The 20,050-nt window shown below is 52.9% G+C and carries 22 protein-coding genes; all 22 read right to left on the bottom strand.

Going from position 1 to position 20,050, the window contains the following annotated elements:
• Positions 1-158: 158 nt before the first annotated feature.
• The 22 genes from RDU59_10515 to RDU59_10410 all read right to left on the bottom strand — a co-directional run bounded on the left by RDU59_10515 (position 159) and on the right by RDU59_10410 (position 19,770).
• Positions 159-2,789: a glutamate synthase gene (locus tag RDU59_10515; protein ID MDQ7838906.1), complete on the bottom strand. Its 2,631-nt coding sequence runs from the start codon at positions 2,787-2,789 to the stop codon at positions 159-161.
• 212 nt (positions 2,790-3,001) lie between these two features.
• Positions 3,002-4,519 carry a glutamate synthase-related protein gene (locus RDU59_10510; protein ID MDQ7838905.1) on the bottom strand — a complete coding sequence of 506 codons (1,518 nt, stop codon included), beginning with the start codon at positions 4,517-4,519 and terminating at the stop codon, positions 3,002-3,004.
• Positions 4,520-4,533: 14 nt separating this feature from the next.
• Positions 4,534-5,775 carry a glutamate synthase-related protein gene (locus tag RDU59_10505; GenBank protein MDQ7838904.1) on the bottom strand — a complete coding sequence of 414 codons (1,242 nt, stop codon included), beginning with the start codon at positions 5,773-5,775 and terminating at the stop codon, positions 4,534-4,536.
• Between the two features lie 179 nt (positions 5,776-5,954).
• The gene (locus tag RDU59_10500) at positions 5,955-6,356 is read right to left on the bottom strand and encodes a hydrogenase iron-sulfur subunit (GenBank protein ID MDQ7838903.1); all 402 of its coding nucleotides are present in this window, start codon (positions 6,354-6,356) and stop codon (positions 5,955-5,957) included.
• Positions 6,357-6,933: 577 nt separating this feature from the next.
• Positions 6,934-7,614 (bottom strand): glycerophosphodiester phosphodiesterase family protein, encoded by a 681-nt coding sequence (locus RDU59_10495; GenBank protein MDQ7838902.1) that lies wholly within the window; start codon positions 7,612-7,614, stop codon positions 6,934-6,936.
• A gap of 143 nt (positions 7,615-7,757) precedes the next feature.
• Positions 7,758-8,426, bottom strand: a complete 669-nt coding sequence (locus tag RDU59_10490; GenBank protein MDQ7838901.1) for a TIGR00153 family protein — start codon at positions 8,424-8,426, stop codon at positions 7,758-7,760.
• Between the two features lie 12 nt (positions 8,427-8,438).
• Positions 8,439-9,668 (bottom strand): anion permease, encoded by a 1,230-nt coding sequence (locus RDU59_10485; GenBank protein MDQ7838900.1) that lies wholly within the window; start codon positions 9,666-9,668, stop codon positions 8,439-8,441.
• Positions 9,669-9,727: 59 nt separating this feature from the next.
• On the bottom strand, positions 9,728-9,892 hold the full coding sequence (locus tag RDU59_10480; protein MDQ7838899.1) for a hypothetical protein: 165 nt from the start codon (positions 9,890-9,892) through the stop codon (positions 9,728-9,730).
• Positions 9,893-9,958: 66 nt separating this feature from the next.
• A complete protein-coding gene (locus tag RDU59_10475) occupies positions 9,959-10,576 on the bottom strand; it encodes an HAD family phosphatase (protein MDQ7838898.1) in 618 nt (205 codons plus the stop codon).
• A 112-nt stretch (positions 10,577-10,688) separates the two neighbouring features.
• On the bottom strand, positions 10,689-11,549 hold the full coding sequence (locus tag RDU59_10470; GenBank protein MDQ7838897.1) for an MBL fold metallo-hydrolase: 861 nt from the start codon (positions 11,547-11,549) through the stop codon (positions 10,689-10,691).
• Positions 11,540-12,373, bottom strand: a complete 834-nt coding sequence (locus RDU59_10465) for an Mrp/NBP35 family ATP-binding protein (protein ID MDQ7838896.1) — start codon at positions 12,371-12,373, stop codon at positions 11,540-11,542. Before RDU59_10465 ends, RDU59_10470 begins: the two co-directional genes overlap by 10 nt.
• Complete coding sequence (locus tag RDU59_10460) at positions 12,370-13,284, bottom strand: radical SAM protein (GenBank protein MDQ7838895.1); 915 nt, start codon at positions 13,282-13,284, stop codon at positions 12,370-12,372. The genes RDU59_10465 and RDU59_10460 overlap by 4 nt, the downstream gene beginning before the upstream one ends.
• A 47-nt stretch (positions 13,285-13,331) precedes the next feature.
• Entirely contained in the window at positions 13,332-13,598 is a 267-nt protein-coding gene (locus RDU59_10455; GenBank protein ID MDQ7838894.1) for a zinc ribbon domain-containing protein, read from the bottom strand.
• Between the two features lie 39 nt (positions 13,599-13,637).
• Positions 13,638-14,684 (bottom strand): hypothetical protein, encoded by a 1,047-nt coding sequence (locus tag RDU59_10450; GenBank protein MDQ7838893.1) that lies wholly within the window; start codon positions 14,682-14,684, stop codon positions 13,638-13,640.
• A 24-nt stretch (positions 14,685-14,708) separates the two neighbouring features.
• Positions 14,709-14,933 carry a 4Fe-4S dicluster domain-containing protein gene (locus tag RDU59_10445; protein ID MDQ7838892.1) on the bottom strand — a complete coding sequence of 75 codons (225 nt, stop codon included), beginning with the start codon at positions 14,931-14,933 and terminating at the stop codon, positions 14,709-14,711.
• Complete coding sequence (locus tag RDU59_10440; GenBank protein ID MDQ7838891.1) at positions 14,921-15,157, bottom strand: hypothetical protein; 237 nt, start codon at positions 15,155-15,157, stop codon at positions 14,921-14,923. The genes RDU59_10445 and RDU59_10440 overlap by 13 nt, the downstream gene beginning before the upstream one ends.
• 162 nt (positions 15,158-15,319) lie before the next feature.
• On the bottom strand, positions 15,320-16,225 hold the full coding sequence (locus RDU59_10435; GenBank protein ID MDQ7838890.1) for an ARMT1-like domain-containing protein: 906 nt from the start codon (positions 16,223-16,225) through the stop codon (positions 15,320-15,322).
• Positions 16,222-16,593: a DUF5320 domain-containing protein gene (locus RDU59_10430; protein ID MDQ7838889.1), complete on the bottom strand. Its 372-nt coding sequence runs from the start codon at positions 16,591-16,593 to the stop codon at positions 16,222-16,224. The genes RDU59_10435 and RDU59_10430 overlap by 4 nt, the downstream gene beginning before the upstream one ends.
• Before the next feature lie 49 nt (positions 16,594-16,642).
• On the bottom strand, positions 16,643-17,278 hold the full coding sequence (locus tag RDU59_10425) for a NifB/NifX family molybdenum-iron cluster-binding protein (GenBank protein MDQ7838888.1): 636 nt from the start codon (positions 17,276-17,278) through the stop codon (positions 16,643-16,645).
• Positions 17,275-17,766 carry an iron-sulfur cluster assembly scaffold protein gene (locus RDU59_10420; GenBank protein ID MDQ7838887.1) on the bottom strand — a complete coding sequence of 164 codons (492 nt, stop codon included), beginning with the start codon at positions 17,764-17,766 and terminating at the stop codon, positions 17,275-17,277. Before RDU59_10420 ends, RDU59_10425 begins: the two co-directional genes overlap by 4 nt.
• Positions 17,767-17,769: 3 nt before the next feature.
• A complete protein-coding gene (locus RDU59_10415; protein ID MDQ7838886.1) occupies positions 17,770-18,147 on the bottom strand; it encodes a CGGC domain-containing protein in 378 nt (125 codons plus the stop codon).
• 240 nt (positions 18,148-18,387) lie between these two features.
• Positions 18,388-19,770 (bottom strand): sigma 54-interacting transcriptional regulator, encoded by a 1,383-nt coding sequence (locus RDU59_10410; protein MDQ7838885.1) that lies wholly within the window; start codon positions 19,768-19,770, stop codon positions 18,388-18,390.
• Positions 19,771-20,050 lie beyond the last annotated feature (280 nt).

Here is a 20,050-nt window from a genome sequence, read left to right as displayed (position 1 = left end):
AAAAAGCTTCAGTTGCAAGGCGCGCAAATAAGAAGAGCTGTCAGCACTCAGCTCTCAGCTTTCAGAAAGTGGAATAGCGCCTTAAACTGACCGCTGATAGCTGATGGCTGATCGCTATTTTGCAGCAAATGGACTTTTTACGAGGCCGTCATGTTTGACTACTGGTCCTTTTCCTTTGCTGTGGTTGCCACCAGGGTCTTAAGTCTCACCGCCCCGATCTTCCGGTAGACCTCCTCGGGAGACTTTCTCTCTCCATCCACCGTCAGGAGGTCCCGCTCAATGGAGATTCCAAAAAGCCGTTCATTCTCTTCCAGATAAGGCAGGATAAGCCGCCAGTCTTCTCTTGTCATATCCGTGAAGATCCCGCCGTTCAATTGCTCATCAACGAGCAGTCTGTGGGGGTCCCGGACGTAAATCGCCCCCCCGGAGGCCAGGGAAAAGATATTTGAGCCGGGGTATGGTGTGGCCTGGGCACGGATCGCGCCGTCATCATCGAACCCCACGCCGTTAACAATGACAAAACCACCGCCTTTGTGAGGATCACCGGCCATGAAAGACTCCGCGAGGTAGTCCAGGGCCGTGCCATTAATTACCACCCGCGGACGCCCCACGCCATTGATGAGCGGCCGGCCGGCGGCATTGCCCATTATATAGACCTCTCCCCCTTTGGCCCCGTACATGAAGGTCTGGCCCACATCGCCATACACCACCAGCTTCCCGGTTTTGAGTATCTGACCGATCTGGTCCTGGGCATTCCCGTGGACGTAGATGCTCATGCCGTCGATTCCCGAGGCCAGGTAATCACCGGAACTCCCGTAGACATCGATTCGAACATCCTGTGTGTCCGGCCCCAATCCACTTCCCAGGAAACGCTGTCCCCGGTACCCATAACAGATGAAGCGGCGCCACCCTAAAGTATAGGCGCTGCAAACGAGACGGGCATCGCAACTGTCTCCTTCGGGCGGGAAATCCCTCGCGTTCAGGACCAGCGCCTTCTCTCCGTCCTTTGGCGGACGAAGAAGATTCCTGGTCTCCGCCTTTATCAAACGGTAAACACTATGTGAATTACTTCCAATCGGCGCAATGCCCTCCAGGATCGTCTCCAGAGTCTCTCGCACAATACGGAGCACAGAACTCCGTTTCAGAGACCCGGTAGGATAACGAAGGTCATTCAGGAGCGTAAGCGCCTCGATAGCCGTCTCCCGATGCCCGTCACTCCGGGATGCCTGTTCGCTTATAACTTCACAGCACCAGCGGAATGGGGCAAACTCTCCACGGAGAAGGACTCCCCTGAGTTTTTCGCAAAGAAGGTTTGTCTTTTTCCTTTCCAGGCACCCGGAAATAGCAGCGGCGAGGGACTCCGCATCTTCCGGGGCCTCAATGGCAAGGCTCAAATCGCAATGTTTCCGGCTCTCCGGCAGCCTGATCCGGTGTCCGAACTTGTCCGTGCAGACGATTCTCTTCCTTCCCTGATTATCCGGATCATCGGCCAGCGTAAAGATAAAGGCCCCGCCGTCCGTGTGGCTCCCCCCCCGGGCATTCCAGTATTTATCAGCCACACTGGAGATACGGCTATCCTCGGCCGCCAGCCCCGCCAACGTGGCGTCAATGGCCTGTTTCTCCGAGCAAATAAGCCCTACCTGCACGTCACCGTCGTGAAAGGCAAAGACCTGGGGCCGCAGCATGGCTGTGTCCGTGATGCCTATCAATTGAAACTGTTTCCGGTAAAAATCGTTCCGCGCAATGATGAAAAACCACGGGCCGTCAGGGGAACCGTGGATATGGGTGGTTTGAATAAGGCGGTAGATCTCCTGCTTCTCCGGCGGAAGCCGATCGAAATCCATCTCAGAGGTGGGCGCCAAGGCCTCAATAATATATTCGAGAGGATACCCGTGCACCCGGTTCATGAGATCAAAGATGAGCGCCGAAACTTCCGTATCCGTCTGGAAGTGTGGATAGAGATTCCATTGCCTCAGGTATTCCGTAACCGAATAGTAATTAGCGAAGTCGCCGTTATGCACGAGCGCCTCGTCGAGGCCCACAAAGGGATGCGCGCCCGCTGGATGCCAGACTCGCCCCTTGGTGGGGTAACGCTGATGGGCGATCCAGGCATGGGCTTTGAAGTCCTCCAACCGATAGTAACGAGCCACATCTTCGGCATAGCCAACTACCTTAAGCACCATCATATCCCGGCCGTGCGAGAGCACAAAGGCGTGCTTCACCCCTTGAGTCTCGTAGAAAGTCCGGTTGAGGCGGATTGAATTCTGATAGATAAACTCGTCTTCCGCCCGCATCGGGTCCATGTTTTCGAACCCGTTTTTTTCTATGAACGACTTAAGGACCTCAGGCTTCACGCGTACAAAATAGCGCCATACATCCGGCGGCCTTATCTCCAGGCTCCCAATCTCGCGGTAGTCGTCAACTGTAGAAACGCGCCGAGAAAAATCCACGTTCATAAAGGGAGTAATACACTTATCCTCCACCGTCCGCCGAACCTCCGGATCGAGAAGGGCAACCTGAAGGAGGTAATTATTATCTAGAATCTCCCGCGAAATCCCTATATCCCCGGGAACAAGACCCACGGCGGCGATACCGCCTCCCTTGCCGTTTCCCCGATTGTGCATAAGACGGGACGGCTCCAGGATGTGTTTCCCGCCTACCGGTATGCTACAGGCAAATCCGGTGACACCGCATCCGCCTTCCTCATCAGCCTTGTAGCGTATTTCCGGAGGCGTCGGATAAAGGCTTCTTCTCGATTGAATTATGGCGTCGCTGAATAATTTATTCATAAAGGCAACCAACAGCCTGTCTTATTCGTAACAATTTAGCGTTTTGAAAACGCATACTAAAAAGTGCAAAGAACCATAACAAATCTGGAAATCAGGAACTCAGGGAAGTGCGAACCCAAATAAAGAGGGTCTATCGTTTCCTGATTTTCTGAGTTCCAAATTAATAGCCTTTTCTGAATGTAGGGCTGTTTAAGACACCTAACGTGTTACCCTTATTCATAGTCGAAGTGTTTCAAACAATCGGTTCTTCCCACCAGTTCCCGAATGTCCCGCATCCCCAGTTTTCTAAGGATCTCTATCAACTGGCGTCTCCAGGCGGCAAAGAGGTTTATCAGCCTCTGAGTGGCCCAGTCTTCATCGATCAATTTGGAAAGCTCGGGATCGGTAGTAGCGATTCCTCTGGCACAGCCCCGGCCGCTTTCGCAGGCCGCACAGCGAATACATTCCACCGCCACCAGCTCGGAGGTCCCCACCACCACGCCATCCGCGCCGAGTGCAATGGCCTTCGCCACATCGTACGCGGTACGAATGCCTCCGCTCACAATCAAGGTCATCTCATCCCGAATCCCTTCCTCCTTGAGGAAGTTGTGCACTTTCACGATCGCGTATTCGATCGGCATCGCGATATTCTTCTTAGCAATGTCCGGAGCAGCGCCTGTCCCCCCATAACTTCCGTCCAGATGAATGATATTGGCGCCGGCATGGTAACTGCCCACAGCGACCATGTCCACGTCGGTAGGAGTGGACACCTTTACAGATACCAACGCCCTGGGGTTGATATGTTTAATCCAGTCCACGTGTTTTTTGTGATCTTCCACGGAATAGACACTGTGAAATGGGAAGGGTGAAAACAGGGCGTTCCCCGGCACCGCCTCACGCATCTTGGCCACGGCAGGCGTCACTTTGTCACCCAGGAGGTGGCCCCCCAACCCCGGCTTTGCCCCCTGGGCGTATTTGAACTCTACGATGCGCACCCGCTGGATGGTGTCTTCCCGCACGCCAAACAGACCGGTGGCCACCTGGGTAATCACGTGGTCATCGTAGGGGTAAAGCTCCTCCGGATACCCCCCCTCGCCCGTGCAGGTAAAGGAGTTCCAGGCCTGGTACGCCCTGGCCCGCGCGATCATGACGGACAGACTGATCGACCCATACGACATGCCGCCTCCGTACACCGGCATATCAATCTCTACCTCCGGACGACCGTCGTTGCGTCTATTTAAAGGGATACGCAGGGAAACCTCGTCATCCGGGACCGCATCCGGTTCCCTTCCGGGAGGAAAGCAGAACTCAATACGGTCAAAACCGCCCCCGGAATCTCCTATTTTATACTCGATATCCCCCGGAGGGACCTCGCCGGTCTCCGCCATATACCAGGTGCTGATGAGAAGTTCGGGCGTCCACCTTTTGTCGCCGAGTACCTCCAGTATCGGGTTCAACCGGACGGAAAGGGCGTTCTGCGGACACTGACGGACACAGTAAAAATCATTATTCTCACAGGCAGCCCCGATACAGCGATAATCTTTAGGACGCGCCATCGTCTTGCCGGCGAATTCATGTACGCCGTACGGGCAAATATCGGCACACTTGCCGCACGCGATACACTCCTTACTCCGGCGGACTATGTACTTACCGATGGCATTTCGGAAGCGTGACGGCGTAACCCTTACTTCCGGCCTGCCACTATGAGCAGTCCCCTCCGGTCCGGTTTCTGATTGCAAGGCTGCGTTCATATTTCGAATGGAACTCAATTGCCTACACTCTCTCTTTTCTTTCTCTTGCCAAAAAGTCTCCCGAAGGTCTCCCTCTCGAGATCATCAAAAAACATAGCCCGGCCGACCTCTCCCCGCAGGCGTCGTATCTCACGGATCCCCATGGCGCCGAGCACCTCGATCAACTGGTTCCGCCACGCCGCGATAAGATTAAGAATGCGGCTCTTACCCCATTCCGGATGAATATTCTCCACCTCGACCGGGCATGACAGTCCCGCTTCACAGCGAAAACAGAGGCGGCACTCAAGGGCCAGCAAAAGGGGAATATCTAAGGCCACGGCATCCGCCCCGACGATAATACTCTTGGCTACGTGCTCAGCCATGGCAATCCCGCCGCTCGCAAAAAGGGTAATCTCGTTCCGGCAGCCCGCCTCAACCAGTCTCATGTGTACGGAACGGACCACGTCCTTGACAAATCGGGGCCCATTTCCGGACTCCACGTTACCATCCCTGTCTGCGCAAAGATGCAAAATATCCGCACCAGCCCGGGTAAGCGCCAATACCTCTTCCCCGCTGCGCTCACCGAGCCGTACCCTCACCATAATGAGCACGTCCGGATAAGCAGCTCTAATCCGGGAAAGCCGCGCCGCTGTTTCGTCTGAAAGCTGGATTTCAATAATCCGCACGCCCCGGATGAGTTCCCCGTGCGTGTCAATCTCCGCCTCCGTCAACAAGGGAATAAGGTGCGCTTTATAAGGTTCGAGGTAAGGTTTCCATTCCTTAACCGGCGCTATCATGAATGTATCCATAGCCTGTGCCGCTTCGGCCATAGCCAGAAAGACGCTTTCACTCAGACTCCCCAGGGGCAGGTCCTTGAGTATGATGGGGATAGGGATCTCGATCTTTTTGGGCGCATCTCCAACCACATGCCCCGCCGCGTCAAACCGGAGATAACGAAGTGATCTTCCCAGGTCAACGACCGTATTGATGTACTCACGTCCATGGATACCGTCGCGGGTGGGACGGACAATCTCTGACATATCCGTCCACATATCATCAAACCCCGGCCCCGAAAAGGGCCCTCCATACCCCGCCCCGGATACCGGTATTCTCCCGGTTTCCGCCTGAAACCACTGTCTGCGTATGATATCCGGCGTCCAGTAACTGTTTCCCAGGCGTTTATATTCTGCATTGGCGACTTTGGTGATGACTTGTCCCGGGCATGATTGCACGCACCGCAAACAATTCTTACACAGCGAATCGATGGTATCTGTCATCTGTCGCACATCAAATGTACGCTCATTATATACGTCATAGATGCACTGGCGTTTGACGCACTTAAAACATCGGAGGCAGCCGCCCTCCCAGTCTAAAATAGTGGACTTCCCGATAGGAGTAAATCGTGGGGGTGATGTCTTTGTCGGTATACTGTACTTCTTAGGCAACTTCGACCCCTTTATTCGCCTTTTACTTCCAGGGCTTCTATCCTGCTAACCATCGTTCCAACTGCCTGTTCCATACACTCGCAGCCCGGTGTTTCGAGGTGAAATATTTCCAGCCTTTCACCGCCGATACCAATCTCATCCAACAATCTTTTCGTATAGTTAACCAATTTCCCGGCCCTGCGGCACCCGTCCACGAGCGAACAGTCGTCCTCCCTGCACCCCAGGACAAAGACACCATCTGCGCCGGACTCAAAGGCCTTTATGAGGGCAAGCATATCGGCCTTGCTGCTGCACGGCAATACGGACACCTTGACGGTCGATTGACTTTGCAGCCAATCCTTGCCGGTCAACTCCTTCTCCTTGTTGAGCGCATGCTCGCAGCAAAAACCTATGATTTTACAGGGGGGCGTCAACGCAAGATACCGCCTTTCCGTAACACAAGATATGGTCGAAACGAATTACAGTGACACAAAAAAGGAATACTCCCTTTTCGTGTCTCCCCTCGACTTCTTTGTGTATTGGATCAGACGGCTTTGTCTTTACCTTCGGGGATTAGCAGATGATTCCTTCTTGTCAACACACATGCGAGAGAAACCCACGTAACACAAAAACGCTTTCTTTTTGTGTCCCCCTCAACTTCATTGTGTGTCGGCTAGACGGCTTTGTCTTGACCTTTGGGGAGTTAATTCGGAGAGATAATTATGTTATGAAAAATTTTTAACATATGACCATGCGCTTGTCAATCAAAGTGAAAATTTTCTTTTTCGTAGGGAAGGCGGGCAGAAAAAATAGCAGGTCCTCCGGGCCTGGGCTATACTGATTTGAAATATTGGTATCAGTTTAGCCTTTTGAAAAACTGGCTAAACTTCAATTCAACATGCAAGATTCAAAGTGCAAAATTCAAAATGTTGATGGTTTTTGTCCGAAATTTTACATTTTCCATGTTGCATTTTCCATTTTGCAATGAGATTTAGCGCATTTTTAAAAGCGCTAAATTGTTACAAAATATTCTACCAGTATGCGCGGGTCGTTGCTGCCGATGCCGTCAACCCCCATGTCAACATACGGTTTCAGCATATCACGATCATCGATGTTCCATATAAAGACCTTTAGACCCTCCTGGTGCGCCTTATCGACAAGCCCTTTGCTTACAAAGGCGTAGTTCATGACCAGTGCGTCCGCTGAAGCGCTTCTGGCTATACAGGTGTCCACCGGGCAGCCGACCAGGAGCACGCCAGTCTTGATACGGCTATCCATCTCCTTTATTTTCTTTACCAGCATGTGCCAGAAGGAAATAATATAAGCACTGTCGAACATATTATATCCCTTTATGAGTTCAACAACCTTATCTTCTGTCCCCTCCTCTTTCAGCTCAATGATCAGCCTTACCTTGTCTTTGACAAACTCGATTACTTCCTTGAGCGTCGGTATCTTCTCGCCCTTACCGGCATCCAGCTTTTTTATCTCCTCCAGCGTATAACTCCCTACCGGGCCCTTTCCATTTGTAGTGCGGTCCACCGTTGAGTCATGGATAACGACAACCTCCTTGTCTTTGGTCAGATGGACGTCGATTTCCACGGCATCAACCCCGATCTCCATGGCCCGCCTTATAGAAAGCAGGGTATTCTCAGGTTCTAAAGCCTTGGCCCCTCGATGTCCCATAATCATCATATCTATTTACTCCATTTCAGAAATCCAAATGTCAATTGAAATTCCAAATGCCTGGATGTCAAAACATATTTCCCTTTTGTCGTTTGGATTTTGAGCTTAATTTAGCATTTGAGCCTTGTCATTTGTCATTTATCTAAACCTTCTTACCTGGCAATCATGGCCCGCATCCTATCCCCGGCATTTTCCACATGATCCGCGATCTCGCCGAGCGTCTCCACCAACCGGATCAGATGAAAGATGGTTACAGCGTCCGTCTCCTTGGCAAAGAGGTCGTGTTTGAGCGTGGCTTCGAGTATGTCGGCCTGCCCTTCTTTTTTTCGCAATTCCCGGATGTGTTCCTTTACAACGTTCCGGTCTTCTTCGGAAAAAGTCCGAAAGTACCGCCGCGCGTCTGTAAGCATCTCATTAAGCCTATCGACCGGGTCAAGAACAGAATCTACCAGAAAAAGTATCCCCCCCTGGAAATATTCCGGAATCTTGTCGGCGGGTCTGAACGCCAGCCAGTCCAGCGCATGTTCAAAACAATCGATTACCTTGTCCTGTTCCTTCAGGTAGTCGAAAATCTGGAATTTATCCACAGGCAGCAGGGTCCCTTTGGGGAGATGCCCCCTGATACGTCTCTTCACTGCATCGGCCTGATGTTCCAGATCCGACACCTCTTGCCTGGCCCGTTCAAAGGACTCGCACTCAGCGCTTAAGTAACACTTTACCGCAATACGGAACATTGCGGCCCCGTCTCTGACCCTCTCCGCATGTTCCTGAAGTCCCTCAAAGGGTGAAGTCATAAACATGGATAAAATAGGTATGCGCATAAGCCCTCCGCTTTAGAAAAATATCAAACATAGTATCTTATAGATAACCATACTGGTAATCGCGGCAATGGGGACCGTGATGAACCAGTAAAGCATAATCTGGCCTACTATCCGAAAATTCACCGCCTCGATACCTCTGGCCAGACCCACTCCGATCACGGAGCCGACCGCGGCATGGGTGGTGGAGACGGGAAGCCCCATCTTCGAGGCCAGAAGGACTGTCGTAGCCGCGCCAAATTCAACAGAAAATCCACGTGTGTTTGTCAGGGTGGTGATTTTATGTCCCATGGTCTCGATAACCCGATGCCCCCACATGGCTATACCGGCGGCGATGCCCACTCCTCCAAACAACAGGAGGGTGATGGGAACCTCAATCTGACCGCCGATAGACCCGTTACTGACGAAAAAATAGATAAGCGCCAGCGGACCGATGGCATTGGCCACGTCATTGGCCCCCTGAGAAAGCGCCATATAGCAGGCGGTAACCAGTTGCAGGTGACGAAAGGTATGTTCGACACCTTCCCCCCCGGTTTTCTTCGTATGCCGCTTAAGCAGGTATTTTCCAACATATCCCATCAGAGAGGCAATGGCCAGGGATAACCCGGTGGAGGTGATGGTATCCAGCGCCATTCTTTTTCCTAATGGCGTCTTACACAGGAAAGACATGATTACCACAAAAAATGTGGTGCCGATGAAGTATGGAGATAATCCAAACGCCCTGGCCATCAGTTCCTCCTGCGTCAATATAAATCGATAAATGATCTTGAAAACAAGGAATGATAGTACCATGCTAAAGATAGGCGAGATGATCCAGCTCGCCACTATGCCCGCCAGCTTCCACCAATGAACCGAGGAAAAACCGCCCACCATGATGCCAAAACCGACCATGGCGCCGACGATGGCATGGGTAGTGGAGACGGGAAGGGCCCTCCATGTGGCAAAGAATACCCACAGCGCGGCCGCGATGAGTGCGGAAAGGGCCCCCACGATCGCCACTTTTGGATCGGTCAGGGCCTCGGGAGAAACAATTCCCTTACTTATGGTGTCAACCACGTGAGCTCCTATAAAAATTGCGCCCACGAGATTGAGTATACCGGCAACAAACACTGCCTGCCGCAGGGTGATGGCCTTAGCGCCGACGCTTGAGGCCATGGCGTTGGCGGCATCGTTGGCCCCGATATTCCAGGCCATGTAAAACCCAAAGATATAACCCAGGATTAGAATCGTATATTCAAAGGTCATGATTGCCCCAGGTCGAGTTAGTCGAGTTAATTGATTTATAACTACTCAGGTTGTCAGGTTCACGGTTCACGGTTGGCTACTTTGCGTTTTTCATATTTTTTGAGATAGTGGATGAATCCACAAACGGCAGCACGTGTTCGTCTGGCCTGCTCGTAGACATCTTTGAATTCGTTGGGCGATATGTACTCTTCATCCAAGGCGACATAAAGTTCGCTACCGTTCAATCTTCATCGCTCTCTAACCTTGAACCGTGAACCTTGGAACTTTGAACCTGAGTAGTTACATTGATTTTAATCCGGAATCGCGCAGCGTCCGAGGATCTGTTCAAGTTCTATAAGGAAAGGGTCTTGATCCCGGTAGAGAATGGTCTTTAATCCCCGGTGGCTCGCACGCTCAATATTGCCTGGATGGTCATCCACGAACAGCGTCTCCGGCGGTGAGACACCAAGCGTCCGTATAACATCGTCAAATATGGTTAGATCCTTTTTGCCCTTGCCCAGATAGTAACTGTTAAACACCCGGTCAAACTCCTGAAAAAAATGGTCTCTCTCGTTCAGGATGTCAAGCCAGTTGGTCTGGTCGCTGAGGATACCGGTAACGAAGTTGTCACGGCGCAGGGTGCGCGCCACCTCGATCATTTTCGGCCGCAGGACAAAGCGTTGCAGTATTTCACCGGTCAACTCCGAGTTACTCCCGCGAACGCCGGAACGCCAGCGCATCATATCCCAGAATTCCACCTCAGTGCCCCGGCCGGTTACGTATCCGGACTCATAAATCGCCTCAACCGCCAGCCGGTGCAGGACCGCCGAATCGATCCCGTTTTGCCGGGCGATGGCCTTAAGCCCTTCGCGAAAACCTTCTTCCGCCAGTACCCCGCCGTAATCAAAGAGCACCGCCCGTATTGGCAAGACCGCTTCGATGGCTTCACCTCCAGCTTATGATTATGGCAGACTTATAAAGGAAAAAGTAAAAAAGGACAAGTTATTAGTACAGAGGACTGGTCTAGTCTTTGGACTTGCTTCAGAACCGATATGTCATCCCCGCCGCTCCGGGCAATACCCGTTCTCTCAAGGCGTCCCGAAGCGCCGCAACGGCATGCTCTCCGGTGCAGTGGCAAGAAATAACCATATCTGGTTCCAGGGATCTCAGCGCGGCCAGAGTCTGATCGATACGTTGACTGCTCGCGGTGAGCAGGTGGAAGCCGCCAATGACGGCTCGTACCCTCGACCCCTTATTCAGGCATCGAACGTGGTTCAGTGTATTCACCAATCCCGCATGGCAGCACCCGACACAGATGACCAAACCATCTTCCGTCTGAATCCACAGGGCGAAATCATCGTCAATCGGATCTACGCGTCTTCCCTCCGGATCGAGGAAGAACGGGCCGCCCGTGTCCTCGTAGCTTGTCTGGCGGGGAATGGGACCAGTGATGCCGATTCTCTCGGACAGCAACAACGGTTGTGAAACCCAGTGGAGACGTTGCGCGGGCAGCTTGTTAATGGCCACTATGGATTCACGCGGCATCTGAATCGGTTTTGGCGTCCCATCCCGGATGGCGTATCGGGGCTGCACAACTCCAGGATGGCAATAGGCCTCAATCTTTTCGTTGACCTTCAGGACTTGGGGAATTCCGCCGGTATGGTCGTAATGCCCGTGGCTCAACACAAGGATGTCGATTTCACTCAGGTCCACGCCAAGTACCGAGGCATTTGCGGCCAACGCACTTCCTTGTCCCGTATCGAAAAGGATGCTTTTGTCTTCAGCTTCAATCCATAATGAAAGGCCATGCTCAGACATCAGCCCGGGAGCGGCCTGGTTATCGACCAATATCGTTATCCGAAATCGATGCGCATTCATTAAGGAGGTCTTTTCTATATGCATTTGGCCTCGGCCCACGCCATAATGGGCTTGATAATGGCCCGCATGATTTCCGCCGTGGATGTTTCGGCATAGTGATCAACGAAAGCCTTTCCGCTGTCACCGGCCTCAGCGATCTTGGGGTCCAACGGAAGGGCACCTAGAAATGGCACATCCATGTCTTCGGCGATTCGTTTACCACTCCCCGAACATAAGATTTGAGTGACTTCACCACACTTCGGACAAGCGAACCCGCTCATGTTTTCCACTACTCCGATTACCGGCACCTGCAGCTGCCGGCAGAATGTGATGGATTTGCGCACATCCACCGCAGCCACCTTCTGGGGCGTGGTAACGACTACTGCTCCGTCCAGCCTGCCGATGAACTGACAGACCGAGAGCGGCTCATCTCCGGTTCCCGGCGGACAATCGATAATAAGATAGTCCAAGTCGCCCCAGGCCACATCCTTGAGTAACTGTTTGATCGCGCCCGTTTTCTTCGGTCCGCGCCAGATTACGGCGTCGTCCTGGTTGCGCAACAGAAACCCCAAGGACATAACCTTCATGTCGCCCAGCTCAACCGGAAGCAGGCCTTCCGCACCACCTTCGATTGTTTTTCCTTCGAGGCCCAGCATGGTGGGAACGCTTGGGCCATGAATATCGACATCAAGCAATCCAACGCGCTTTCCCCACATCATCAGCGCCATAGCTATATTTACCGCCACCGTGCTCTTGCCTACCCCGCCTTTGCCCGACAACACCACCACTTTGTGACAAATACGAGAGAGCCGGTTTTGGAGTTTTTGACGATCATCAAACTCCTCATCGCTTTCATTTTCCTTTTTCATGACCTCGAAGCTTCTGTCGATCCGATAACGGTATAGAAAACCCGTCCACCCACGAGAACCGTTGTCACCTTTCCAGCAGATTTGAGCGCATCGAGTTGCTTGACCGCTTCCGTGATATGAATGCCAAGACCGCTTGCAATATCGGCGGAGGTACACGGTCGCCTGCTAAGCAACGCCAGGACCTCCTCATTTCTGGAGCCGGAAAGGGCTGTGGCGTGCGAGAGGTCACGTTCGTTCCCGCTGATGATGTCCACTTGACCCGGGAAAAATCCTTTCAGGGCGAGAAGCTGGTCGGGCGAGAGAGGAAAGACAAATTCTTCAGAGGGTGGACGAACAACGGTGTTCAGTTGCACCCGTGCCGGTTGGATTTGCCTAATGATGGCGGCGATTTTCTCAACTTCAGCGGGGATTCCCGTAACGCCGCCAAGCAGAAGAACCTCCAGCCACAGCTCCCCCGGAAAGCGTTTACTAAAGGAAGCAACGCCATCGACCATTTGCTCAAAGGAGATATCTTCATGCGGACGATTGACGTATCTAAAAAGCGGCTCATCACCAGCGTCCAGCGATGGAAGCACAAGGTCGGCTGTCATCAGGGCATCATGGACTTCACTCATCCATAACAGCGAGCCATTGGTCAGGACGGCCACCGGGATATCCGTCAACCCCTTGATCTTGCGGATCAGGTCACCGATGCCGGAATTCAGCGTGGGTTCGCCGGAGCCCGCAAGGCTAATGTAATCAGGAACATCCCCCACAGCCAGCTTCTGTCCCAGTTCGGCCAAGACATCTTTAACCGGGACGTATTCCTTTCGCTCAAGGGTTTTATTAGTAGTCCGGCCCAATTGGCAGTACACGCAGTCATAGGTGCAGGTTTTGAACGGCACAAGATCGATTCCGAGAGACCGACCCAAGCGCCGCGACGCAACAGGCCCGTATACGTGCCGAAAACCGCCCACGCTCATGATTTGTCCCCGCACGGCGATTCTCCGCAACGTTCATTTCGCCCGCAGCAGGTCTTACCCATTTGTTCCGGTGAATATTCGCTCCCGTGTTGTCCTGCTCGGCTATGCCCAAACCCCTTGAGGATAAACCCGATACCGCCGCTAACTAGCCGCCGGACCTTTCCATGGCATTCCGGACACGCTCTGATGGGGTCCTCCATGATCCGCTGCCGTCGGTCGAATATCCAGCCACATGCCTCACATTCGTATTCATAGGTCGGCATGGCTCACCTCCAATATTTCTTTGGCAATATGCCATGACGTTATTTTTTATTGCTTCTTTGAGGCTTTTCCATCTGCCTTAGCTGTTTTTCAGTCAGTGGAGAGCCAAAACCCACATACTGTATCTTTGGGGCAGGTGGATTGGAAATCAGCGTCCACGTTCCGTTGTTAAAATTTTGATATACGCAATTGTACTGAACTCCACTCACAACGGGAATAATACCTTTTTTGTTTTGCTTCTTCCCTCCCTCGAGCCAAGAAAGATCAATGCTTCCCTTAAGAATTTGTTTGACGGTTTCGGTGGCATGGCATTCTTCGCATTTAGTCCCATCTCTCTTCACTGAGTGACTGAACTGGGGGGCAAACATAAGGAATGTTTTGTCTCCTGGCGCAACGAATGATTGCATATTGGCCGAGGTCACTTTCCCTTCATAGTTCATTAGAAATTTCCAGCCGGAGACAGGAAGACTTACCCGCTTCTTTTCTTTGATCATGGTCTCAAAATGACAATTATTGCAGCTCACCACCTGCCGGACATGACAGGCCTTGCAATCTAACTTATTTCCATGGATCGTGTGTGAAACGCTTTTTGTAAGGGATTCGTGGCATTTTTCGCATGTCACATCCATTGCGCCTTGCTCTTTCATTGATTTGTATTCAATGCCATCGCCGTGAATCTCGCGCGCGGTGTGACAATCCATGCAATTCATTCCGTTTGCAAAATGGACATCCGGCGTATTAGCTTCCCTGTCAATTTTCATGATCACTCCCTCACGGGCATGGCAGCTTAGGCATTTCTCTTGGTTTTTAGCTGTTTCAACAGAGTACGTCGATTTCCCATTAGCCTCTTTTTTATGACAGGCATCGCAGGATGAGACATGACAATTTTTGCATCCAAGGTCTGAGTATGGGACGCCGGTGATAATTTCGAGTCCCCCCCTTGACTTGTCATACCAATAAGCCATTCCTCCGGCGGTGGCGTGAAGACCGGATGAAAAAAAGCAATCCTCTTTCTTTATCCCCTGTGCGAAGCTGAAAACTGCCATTCCCAACACGACAACGCTTCCCAAAATTAAACCGGCCAGCAAATTTCTTTTCATGGCTCCCTCCTATTATTGATGAAAACTGATTGCCCCAGCGGGGCATATATTCACACATGCGCCGCACCCAACGCAGTTTTGCGCATCAACGCTCGCCTTGCCGCCCTTAACAGCAATAGCCCCCATTGGGCAGATATCAACGCACTCGTTGCACCCCTTACACCGTTCCTGGTTAACTATAGCGACATAACGTTTCCTTTTCTTAATATCTTGAACTGGTGGGGTCACTTGCTGCATTTGCTTCGGTTGCTGTGTGGATTGAATTTCTCCGTCTTTGGGGCCGTTATGAGCAGGCAAGGGATATCGGCCGCAGGCAATGTCGCTTCCGAAGCCCATCGAACCCCTACGGCCGCCACCACCCATCCTACGGCCACCACCCATCCTACGACCACCGCCCATCCCACGACCACCGCCCATCCCACGACCGGCAAAAGCCAGACCAGCGCTTTGGGTCGAGTCAAGGGCAGGACTCGGAGAAAGCTTGGAATCCGGGACGAGATCGGGTTGTCTGGCGGCGTTGGATTTCGTTGTGACTGTTATTTTCATATTCAGAATTTTCCTTTTCCGGTAAAACCCGGCGATGACCGGACGCTCGTTAATCAGCGCCCTGTAAGCTGATGCTCTCAGCGAACATTTGATCTTTCAGCGGAAAGATCGCCCTCCAAATTTGATATCATATTTCCCGAACGGATCAGCGCCTGTGTCCCCAACGGCAGTCCAGCATGGCCCGCGATTACAGGGCACTTGGCCTTGAACAAAAAAAAGATATTGGTCGGCCCGTCGTTGAGTGTCTCATAGTTGCCTTGCCCCTTGGCAAGGATCAAGTCGGCCTCGGCGAATCGCCGTCGAAATTCCTGGTTGCACTCCTCAAGTATCGTCCCCGGCGCATCCGAACCGTTGTCGATGATCTCGACGATTTCGTGGAGTCCCACGTCCCGGGCGTCGCCCATGGTCGCGTCGTTGATGACCGGCGCGCCCCGCACGACTACGGTGACCCGCTCCGGTGAAAGTTGCTCGATCAGCAGCCGGTCAAAGACAATCTCGCCGGCGTTATCGGCCAGGTACAGGATGCTTCGGGCTTTGGCGACAAATTGTCGAAATTCATCCATCTGCCCGATGAAAGCCCCCGCCAGCGCCTGGCTAACGGATTGGCGCACATCGGACTCGGTCACGCTGCCGTTCACACCCATGTCGATCACATTCCCTGCAATGGCCAGGCGCACCGCAATGGCCAGCGGGTCCGACGCGGCTTTGATCTCAGCTTTCAGCTCCGGGAGCAGACTCAAGGCCATGCGGTTCTGATGTCCTTTCGCCAGCCGGTAAGGGTCCTCTACGCCGGTAATCTCCCGGAGGCGCCGATGAATACGTTGGCCCATAACGGGAGGCGGAAAATCCAAGTCCATCTCACCGGTCCAGCGCAACACATCACGCACAACTCTTTCATGAACGATGCGGTCCGTAGAAACCATCCTAACCGCCTCTAATGCCTGGCGAATGAAGCAGGGAATGCAATCGAGAGATGTATTCATGCCTTCGCAGATCCGGTTTCAATCTCGGCGAGGCGCTTCTTGATTAATTCCAGTTCCGACTGCAGTGCGTCGGCCTGGCTCTTGAGTGCCTGCTTTTCCATCTCCGCATTGGGTTCCTGGTATGGCATTGGGGATCCATAGGACCCTGCATACCCTCCAAATCGCATCCAGCCCGGACGGCCTGTGGCATAAAACATGCTTCGCCTTCCGCGTCCGCCGTATCCGCGACCCCTTCCAAACCCCATTCCAAAACCCCGTCCCGGGGCAAAACTCGCATATCCCGGCATCCCAGAACCCGCGCAATATCCTGCCGCGCGTCCCGTCATTGGCCCCATTCCCATGGGTCCGGTTCCATTTCCTCCTGGCATTGTCGTGTCCTCCTTCTATGGTTTATTTAAGATACATCTGATTCATCTTCTATTTCCTGGTCATGGCGGCCCCGCACTTTTGGCACTTGCGCTCGATGCAGGGCACGCCGCGTTTGTGTGGTTCTTTATGCCCGCATTGTGGGCATACGCAGTAGCCGGCAGGTCCGGCCGCCAAGGAGCCGCCAGATGCTCCCATTCCGCCGTGCGCTCCTGCGTTCATAACGGCTCCCTCCTGATAAATGTCGCGCATTCCCCTGAAGCGACGGCGCCCGCAACAGCCCGGCATGGCAAAGGCATTCCAATCGACCCGCCCTGAGAGCCAGGCCCGGACAACATCATGTAAATCGCCAGCCACAAATGAGATAACGCGGATTCCGTAAGCGGTGACCAATGCATGCAGTGGCCTGGAAATGGCGCCGCAAACCAGCGTTTTGATCTCCAACTCCGCCAGACGAAGCGCCCTTTGAACCGGCAGATTGTCCGCCAACGGCTCCCGGCTTTCGTGGACAATCTGTCCAAACTTGGCCTCGATAACGTGAATCTGCCGTGCGGTGTCAAAGACCGGTGCAATTCGATTGTCCAGAGTTGCGAAAGCTATTTTTGTTTCAGGAAGCGCTTGTCTGGAAGGAGAGGCCTCGGTCCGGCCTCCATTCATCCTACCTTCAAATATTCTGGTTTTGTTCATTCGCAAACGTCTTGACCTACTGTTGTGGTTTTGTATTTTTGCGCTTGCCTGACAAGATAATCGTTAGCCGCCGCCTGGAGAGTTCCAGCGGCCAGAAAGGCGCAATGCTCATGGTCTTTGGGTAGGCCGCCAATGGCTGATAAAATGGCTTCCCCTGATATTTTAAAAAGTTCTTCGGGATCCTTCCCCAAAGACATTTCGGCCGCGAAAGAACCACACACCACGCTGGGACCGCATCCATCTGTTAGAAAAGACGCCTTGGTCACCCGATGTGCATCAACCTTTAGATAAATCTGCATTTGATCTCCGCAAGACCCTCTCAAAGAGGCCTTGCCATCCGCATCGTCCATCGCTCCCAGATAGCTGGGATTTCGCCAGCGCTGGTAGGCCTTCTCACCCCACTCTCTCCTGGTTTCCTCAAAAACGCTTGATTGAAGTTGTTGTACAAAGGCATCCAAATCGTCTGTCATCGCCTTGACCTCACCCAATGTTCACTCGAATACTTTCGGCTGATATCCCTCTGGAAGATGGGCCGTACCTTTTACACATGTAATTTCTGCTTCCCGGGAGATACGATTGAGGATCGTATCCACGCTGTCACAAAAGCCGCCGCCCGCCAACCATTTCCCGTTTTCCTGGCGGGCGAAGGTACAGGTACACCAATGGATCACCTCGGCGCCTTTACTCTTCAGGATTTTCGCCAGTTCTACAACGCCTTCCCCCGGACACCGGCAGGTGAAAACTCCCACGATTTCGGCATCCGCATAGCGGGCAAAGCCCTGGGTGGTATTTTTCATACTTTGAAGACAACCGGTAAGGGGACATCGCTTTTCGTTTTTTTCACAACGGATCAAACCAATTTTTGCCATTTCGTCCTCCTTTCGATTACAAGGCAATTACCGGTAGTTTTTGAATGTGATTTTATGCCTCACTCAATATATGCTTTTCGCCTCGGCCATTATAATGCATAGACTATGCCAACGCGTAACCCTCGGCACAGGACTCATATCTTATTGAAATACGATGTTGTTATATGAAAGAAGATAAATATCGGGGATGGCCATGTTGCATACAAGCTACCATTATAGCCCGCCAGAGGTGCGCAAACGCTACCGTATGCTCGTGGAATGGCCGGGTTGCCGGGGGAGGGCAATGCCCAGCCTCTTCATTCTACGAAAGAGCGTGGTCTTGTGGATGCCAAGTTCCCTTGCCGCCGCCAGCCTATTGAAGTTATTGCGTTCAAGAGCGGCGTGAATGGCCTGGACGTCGAGAATATCGTGGGCGAACCGCAGATTGGAATCCGTACGCGCAGCCTCGACATGAGCCATTAACCCCTCGGGCAGGTGTTCGATGCCGATGCGCCCCTCATTGCAAAGAATGAAGGCATGCTCGATGGCGTTTTCCAGCTCACGAATGTTTCCCGGCCAATCATGGGACATAAGGAAAGACGTGGCTTCCGATGTGATTCCCTCAACAGTTTTTTGCTGCAACCGGTTGAACCGGGTGATAAACTGGTCTACCAAAAGGGGGATGTCCTCTTTTCGCCGGCGCAACGGAGGCAGTTCAATGCGCACCACGTTCACGCGGTAATAGAGGTCCTCTCGAAAAAGGCCCTGACGTACCAGCTCAGCCAGATCCTTGTTTGTGGCGACGACGACCCGCTCATCGGCGGTCTCCGAGCGGGTTGCCCCTAGCGGCTCGTATGTCCGCTCCTGTAGCACACGGAGCAGCCTGACCTGGAGGGCCGGGCTGACCTCGCCGATCTCGTCGAGGAAAATGGTCCCTCCCTTGGCCAACGCGAAACGTCCAGGCTTGTCCTTGTTTGCGCCGGTGAATGCCCCGGCCTTGTAGCCGAACAACTCCGACTCCAGAAGCGTATCGGGCAAGGCTCCGCAGTTGACCGCAATGAACGGCCCCCGGTTACGAGGGCTAAGTGAGTGAACCGTCCGCGCCACCAATTCCTTGCCGGTTCCGGTTTCTCCGAGGATGAGAACCGTACTGGGACTGGCGGCGATGGCGGGCAAAACCTCGAACAATCGCTGCATCAAAGGACTTCGGCTGGCAAGATCGCCGATCCGAAACTTTCCCTTCAATTCCCGGCGTAGCGCCTCAATTTCGGAAAGGTCGCGAAAGGTCTCCGCGCCGCCGATCACGCGGCCAGAGGCGTCCCGTAGCACGGCGGTGGAGATGCTGATGGGGATGTGGTTTCCGCTTGAGTCGATGATATATCCGGATTTCCCGATGATGGGTTTGCCCGTCTTCAAAGTCTCTTGAAGCGCGCAGGCGGCCCCGCACATGTTGGAGCGGAACACCTCTGAGCATCGCTGGCCGATCGCTTCTTTACGCGATACGCCCGTGATCTCTTCTGCCGCCCGGTTGAACGAAGTGATGCGCCATCCCGAGTCCACCGTGAATACACCGTCCGAGATGCTCTCCAGGATGGCCTCGGTGGGGGTAAGGCTCGCGGATTTCATATCTTTTCTATGGGTCATGCCTCCCACTGCTTCCTTGAGGTTATTCTTCTCTGCGTCGGCCGATGTTACATTTCGATCGGGATGGTTTTCTTAAAGGCATACTATACTATATATTCCACATGCCTGCAAAAAACAAAAAAGCCCAGCTATGCAATCGGGCCTTTCCATCTTCCAGCTCCCCGGACCCAACCCCGAACCTTTATCCATCGAACAAGTTTTCTTTTGCTTAGAGGCGATTAGTCCCAATCGACACAGCGTTGTCCGGTTAGGTTTTTGCGTATGAGTATTCTTGTCAATG

The organism is Thermodesulfobacteriota bacterium (assembly GCA_031082315.1).
Taxonomy (GTDB): Bacteria; Desulfobacterota; QYQD01; order QYQD01; family QYQD01; genus QYQD01.
The sequence above is the reverse complement of the archived record's forward strand: the minus strand, read 5'-3'. Positions and strand labels throughout refer to the sequence as shown.